This is a genomic window from Umezawaea sp. NPDC059074 (genome assembly GCF_042738955.1).
In the GTDB taxonomy this organism is placed as follows: Bacteria; Actinomycetota; Actinomycetes; order Mycobacteriales; family Pseudonocardiaceae; genus Umezawaea.
In genome coordinates this window covers 1-5,427 of the sequence record NZ_JBHYHC010000261.1, presented here as the reverse complement: position 1 = coordinate 5,427, position 5,427 = coordinate 1, and the positions used below count along the sequence as shown (strand labels likewise).

The following is a 5,427-nucleotide window of genomic DNA, read 5'->3' as shown; positions in this document are numbered from 1 at the left end:
GGCCGAAATGAGGGGTCCCCATGTCAAATCGGCCACAGCACGCTGGAAATCGCAGCCGCCGAGAGACCCACGCCGGAACCGGCAGCCGCTAACCAACCACGTCGGAACCAGCGGCCACCGACCAAACCACGCGGAAACCCACAGCCACCGAAACCCAAGCTCAAACCCTCCCCGCCACCCACTCGGCCAGGTGCGCCAGCACCTCCGGCGCCAGTTCATGCCCCACCAGATCCCGCCGCGACACCACAAACGCCCCCGAGTCACCATGCAGGTACTTCCACGTCCGATCCAGCAACTCACCGGGGATCACGTGGTCCAACACCCCTTGGGCGACGAAAACAGCCGCCCCCGCCAACCGCCCAGGCTCAACGGACACCCCAGCATCAAACGGCAACGTCCCGCACAACACCCCCACCCCCGCATACCGAGCCGGATCGTCCAACAACAACCCACCCGCGAACGCCGCCCCACCACTGAACCCGACCAGCACCACCGGCCGACCCCCCGAAGCGACCGAGTCCAACCAGGCCCGGAACCACCTCATCGTCCCGGCCAGCGACGAGGCGATCGGCCTCCCGATCCCCCGGTTCTCGAACCACGCGTACCCGCCCCCGAGATCGACCGGCCCGCGCACGGCCGCGTACGCGAACCCCACCGGAAGGTGGTCGGTCAGGTCCACGAAGTCCGCCTCGTTCGAGCCTCGCCCGTGCAGCAGCACCACGAGCGGCGCCGTGGGGTCGTCGGAGCCCCGCCACAGCACCACCGGATCACCGAACGCGCCCATGCCCACCTCATTGCTTGACCAGTCAGATAGTGACTACACGAGAAGCATACGCGGGCAGTACCCTCCGTCCATGGAGCTCAGGCACCTCCGCTACTTCGTCGCGGTGGCGGAAGAATGCCACTTCGGCCGAGCCGCCGACCGCCTGCACATCGCCCAGCCGCCGCTGTCCCAGCAGATCCGGCAACTGGAGGCGGAACTGGGCGTCCGGCTCCTCACCCGCACCACGCGCAAGGTCGAGCTGACCCCCGCGGGCGAGCGCTACCTGGAACGGGCCCGCGCCGTGCTCGCCACGGTCGACGCGGCGGGCGAGGAGGCCGCGCGGATCGCCGCCGGGGAGATCGGCAGGCTCGCGATCGGCTTCACCGGCTCGGCCACGTACGAGCTGCTGCCCACGCTCGTCCGGGTGCTGCGGGACGACTTCCCCGGCCTCGACCTCGACCTCAAGTGCGAGATGCTCACCCGCGAGCAGGTGTCCGCCCTGCTGGACCACACGCTGGACCTGGGCTTCCTCCGCCCGCCGGTGCACGCGCTGGGCCTGGACGTCCGCGTGCTGCGCCGCGAGCCGCTGATCGCCGTCCTCCCCGAACGCCACCCGCTGTCCACCCTGGACACCGTGCGGCTCGCGGACCTCCGCGACGAGCCGTTCATCTGCTACCCGTCGCACCACCGGTCGGTGGTCCACGACGCCGTCCTCGACGCCTGCCAGCGCGCCGGGTTCGACCCGGCGGTCGTGCAGGAGGTGGCCGAGACGTCGACGCTGGTGTCCTTCGTGGCCGCGGGGATGGGGGTCGCGCTCGTGCCCGCGTCGGTCAGCCACCTGAGGATCACCGGCGCGGTGTTCCGCCCGTTGACCGGCACGGACGCCGAGGTGTCCCTGGCCGTGGCGACCAGGGTGGACGACCCGTCACCGCAGGTGGCCCGCGTGCGCGAGCGGGCGCTGCACCTCGTGCACTAGGACGCCGGAGGTCTCAATCGCGATCATCTGTGTCCTTCACACGGATGAAATGCGGGGCAACACTCTGGTGACCAGCTCGAGGAGGCACCGGGTGAAGATCAGCCGGATCGAGACGATCCCCTTCGCGATCCCCTACCGCAAGCCGCTCCGGTTCGCGAGCGGCGAGGTCCACGCGGCCGAGCACGTGCTCGTCCGCGTCCACACCGACGAAGGACTCGTCGGCACGGCGGAAGCGCCGCCGCGGCCGTTCACCTACGGCGAGACGCAGGCGTCCATCACCGCCGTGATCGACGACCTGTTCGCCCCGCAGGTGATCGGCCTGTCGCCGCTGGAGCGCGAGACCGTCCACAGCAGACTGAACCGGACGGTCGGCAACCCCACGGCCAAGTCCGCATTGGACATGGCGCTGTGGGACCTCATCGGGCAGTCGCTCGGCATCTCGGTCACCGAGCTGCTCGGTGGCTTCACCGACCGGATGCGCGTGGCGCACATGGTCGGGTTCGCCCCCGCCGAGGAGATGGTCGCCGAGGCCGAGCGCTTCCGCGACACCCACGGCGTCACGACGTTCAAGGTGAAGGTCGGCCGTCGGCCGATCGACCTGGACGTGGCCGCCTGCAAGGCGTTGCGCGCCGCGCTGGGCCCGGACGTCGAGCTGTACGTCGACGGCAACCGCGGCTGGACGGCCGCGGAGTCGCTGCGGGCGTTGCGGGCCTTGGAAGACGTGGACCTGACGTTCGCCGAGGAGCTGTGCCCCGCCGACGACGTGCTCGGCAGGCGGTGGCTGGTGGCGCGCAGCGGCATCCCGATCTTCGCCGACGAGAGCACCGCCCGGCCCGGCGAGGTCACCCGCGAACTGCTCGGCGGTTCCGCCAACGGGATCAGCGTCAAGACCGCCCGCACCGGGTTCACCTACTCGCAGCGGGTGCTGTTCCTGTGCGAGGGGCTCGGCGCGGAAGTCGTGCTGGGCAACCAGATCGACGGCCAGGTCGGCACGCTGTGCTCCGCCGCGTTCGGGGCCGCGTTCGAGGCCACCTCGCGCAGGCCGGGTGAGCTCTCGAACTTCCTCGACATGACCGACGACCTGCTCGCCGAACCGCTGGAGATCGTCGACGGCACGCTGCGCGTCCGCGAGGGCGCGGGGCTGGGCATCGCGATCGACGAGGACAAGCTCGCGCACTACCGCCAGGACTGAACCCCACCACCACGAGGACCGATCATGACCCAGACGACCGAGTACCAGGCCACCGCGGCGGCGTCCGGCGGCGCCGCGACCGAGAAGTTCGTCGAGAAGGCCAAGGCGGGCCCGGACACCAGCCCCGAGCGGGTGTCCGCCCTTGCCTCCGAGGTGCTGTCCGCCGTGCACGACGTGATCCGGCGACACCACGTGACCTACGAGGAGTACGACACGCTGAAGGCGTGGCTGATCCAGGTCGGCGCGGACGGCGAGTGGCCGCTGTTCCTGGACGTGTTCGTGGAGTCGGTCGTGGAGGAGGTGGCGAGCGAGCACCGCGAGGGCAGCAAGGGCACCATCGAGGGCCCGTACTACGTGCCCGGCGCTCCTGCCCTCGACGCCGACGCGACGCTGCCGATGCGCGCCGACGAGGCGGGCACGCCGCTGCTGTTCCACGGCCGGGTGCGGGACGTGGCCGGGAACCCGTTGGCGGGCGCGACCCTGGAGGTGTGGCACGCCGACGACGCCGGGTTCTACAGCCAGTTCGCGCCAGGGCTGCCGGAGTGGAACCTGCGCGGGACCGTCACCGCGGACGCCGACGGGACCTTCCGGATCCGCACGATCCGCCCCGCGCCGTACCAGATCCCGACCGACGGCTCGACCGGCGCGCTGATCCGCTCGGCGGGCTGGCACGCCTGGCGGCCCGCCCACCTGCACCTCAAGGTGTCCGCCGCGGGGTGCCAGCCGATCACGACCCAGCTCTACTTCGAGGGTGACGAGCACGTGGCCGACGACATCGCGTCCGCGGTGAAGCCGGAGCTGGTGCTGCGCCCCGACGTGGCGCCGGACGGCGAAGAGGCCCGCTACGACTTCGTGCTCGACCCCGCCTGATGCTGTTCGCGGTGCGGATGGACGTCGACCTCCCGCCCGGCCTCGACCCCGAGGTGCTGGCGCGGGAGAAGGCGTACAGCCAGGAACTCCAGCGCGCGGGCACGTGGCTCCACCTGTGGCGCGTGGTCGGGAAGTACTCGAACCTCAGCGTCTTCGACGTCGCCGACAACGACGAGCTGCACCGGATCCTGTGGGGCCTCCCGCTGTTCCCGCACATGAGGATCGACGTCACCCCGCTGGCGGACCACCCGTCGGCCATCCCCCTGAGTTGACCCGATCGGCACGGAGAAAGGACTTCGGGGAATGCCAACGACGAACATCTCCCGACGCGCGCTGGGCCTCGTGGTGGGGCTGTGCGGCCTCGCCATCGCCTTCGACGGCTACGACCTGGTCGTGTACGGCACGACCATCCCCTCGCTGCTCAAGGAGTGGCAGATCGGCCCGGCCGAGGCGGGCCGCATCGGCGGCTACGCGCTGATCGGGATGCTGGTGGGCGCGCTGCTGGTCGGCACCATCACCGACCTGTACGGCAGGCGCAAGACGCTCATCGGCTCCGTCACGTGGTTCTCGGTCTTCACCGCGCTGTGCGCCGCCGCGCCCTCCCCCGAGGTGTTCGGCGCGCTGCGGTTCCTCGGCGGCATCGGGCTGGGCGGCCTGATGCCCATCGCGTGCGCGCTGATCATCGAGTACGCGCCCGCCGAGCACCGCAACCTGACGTACGTGGTGATGCAGTCCGGGTACGCCGTGGGCGGCATCCTGGCCGCGTCGCTGGCGATCCCGCTGATCCCGGCGCTGGGCTGGCACGTCATGTACCTGATCGGCGCGGCTCCCGTGGTGCTGATCGTGCCGCTGGCGCTGAGGTACCTGCCGGAGTCGTTGGAGTACCTGGTGTCCCGCGGCCGGACCGACGAGGCCGCGGCGCTGGCGAAGCGGCTCGGGATCGCCGTCCCGCCCGCGCCGCCCGCCGGCGCCCGCTGGTACGACGGGGTGCGGACGCTGTTCTCCGGCGAGTACCGGCGGGGCACGGTGCTGCTGTGGATCGCCACGTTCTGCGCGCTGCTGATGGTCTACGGCATGAACACCTGGCTGCCGCAGATCATGCGGGCGCAGGACTACGCGCTCGGGTCGGCGTTGAGCTTCCTGCTGGTGTTCAACCTCGGCTCCATCGTCGGCTCCGTGCTCGGCGGCCGAGCGGCCGACCGGATCGGCTCGAAGCCGGTGATCGCGACCGCGTTCCTGCTGGCCGCGGTGAGCATCGGCCTGCTGAGCCTGAAGGCCCCGACGATCGCGCTGTACGCGCTGTTCGCCGTCGCCGGGTACGGCACGATCGGCACCCAGAACCTGATCAACGTCCACGTCGGCCGCTACTACCCGGCGTCCGCGCGGGCCACGGGCGTGGGCTGGTCGCTCGGTTTCGGCAGGCTGGGCGCCATCCTCGGCCCGATCGCGGGCGGCCTGATCCTCGGGTCGGGCCTGTCGGCGACGTGGAACTTCTACCTGTTCGCCGCCGTCGCGGTCGTCGGGCTGGCGGCCACCGCGCTGATCCCCGTGCGCGCCGCCAAGCGGGACAGCGTCGCGCTCGCCGCTTAGCACCAACGCTTTCAGGGCCCCAGCGAGTCGCTGGGG

The 5,427-nt window shown here is 71.1% G+C and carries 6 protein-coding genes; 5 read left to right on the top strand and 1 reads right to left on the bottom strand.

The features are described from left to right. Positions 1-160: 160 nt before the first annotated feature. On the bottom strand, positions 161-784 hold the full coding sequence (locus tag ACFWW9_RS45725; RefSeq protein ID WP_390389873.1) for an alpha/beta hydrolase: 624 nt from the start codon (positions 782-784) through the stop codon (positions 161-163). Between the two features lie 70 nt (positions 785-854). Between ACFWW9_RS45725 and ACFWW9_RS45720 the strand changes: the two genes are divergently transcribed. The 5 genes from ACFWW9_RS45720 to ACFWW9_RS45700 all read left to right on the top strand — a co-directional run bounded on the left by ACFWW9_RS45720 (position 855) and on the right by ACFWW9_RS45700 (position 5,391). Then, positions 855-1,739, top strand: a complete 885-nt coding sequence (locus ACFWW9_RS45720; RefSeq protein WP_390389871.1) for a LysR substrate-binding domain-containing protein — start codon at positions 855-857, stop codon at positions 1,737-1,739. Positions 1,740-1,830: 91 nt separating this feature from the next. Continuing rightward, positions 1,831-2,931, top strand: coding sequence for a mandelate racemase/muconate lactonizing enzyme family protein (locus tag ACFWW9_RS45715; protein ID WP_390389869.1), 1,101 nt, complete (start codon positions 1,831-1,833; stop codon positions 2,929-2,931). A gap of 24 nt (positions 2,932-2,955) precedes the next feature. Further along, positions 2,956-3,801 carry a catechol 1,2-dioxygenase gene (catA, locus tag ACFWW9_RS45710; RefSeq protein ID WP_390389866.1) on the top strand — a complete coding sequence of 282 codons (846 nt, stop codon included), beginning with the start codon at positions 2,956-2,958 and terminating at the stop codon, positions 3,799-3,801. After that, positions 3,801-4,073 (top strand): muconolactone Delta-isomerase, encoded by a 273-nt coding sequence (locus ACFWW9_RS45705; protein ID WP_390389865.1) that lies wholly within the window; start codon positions 3,801-3,803, stop codon positions 4,071-4,073. Before catA ends, ACFWW9_RS45705 begins: the two co-directional genes overlap by 1 nt. 31 nt (positions 4,074-4,104) lie before the next feature. Further along, positions 4,105-5,391, top strand: coding sequence for an MFS transporter (locus ACFWW9_RS45700; protein ID WP_390389862.1), 1,287 nt, complete (start codon positions 4,105-4,107; stop codon positions 5,389-5,391). The last annotated feature ends 36 nt before the right edge of the window (positions 5,392-5,427 follow it).

Excerpts from the sequence above, each read along its gene's own strand:
- catA (WP_390389866.1), top strand. The coding sequence starts at position 2,956 with ATGACCCAGACGACCGAGTACCAGGCCACCGCGGCGGCGTCCGGCGGC.
- ACFWW9_RS45700 (WP_390389862.1), top strand. The coding sequence starts at position 4,105 with ATGCCAACGACGAACATCTCCCGACGCGCGCTGGGCCTCGTGGTGGGG.
- ACFWW9_RS45725 (WP_390389873.1), bottom strand. The coding sequence starts at position 784 with ATGGGCGCGTTCGGTGATCCGGTGGTGCTGTGGCGGGGCTCCGACGAC.
- ACFWW9_RS45720 (WP_390389871.1), top strand. The coding sequence starts at position 855 with ATGGAGCTCAGGCACCTCCGCTACTTCGTCGCGGTGGCGGAAGAATGC.
- ACFWW9_RS45705 (WP_390389865.1), top strand. The coding sequence starts at position 3,801 with ATGCTGTTCGCGGTGCGGATGGACGTCGACCTCCCGCCCGGCCTCGAC.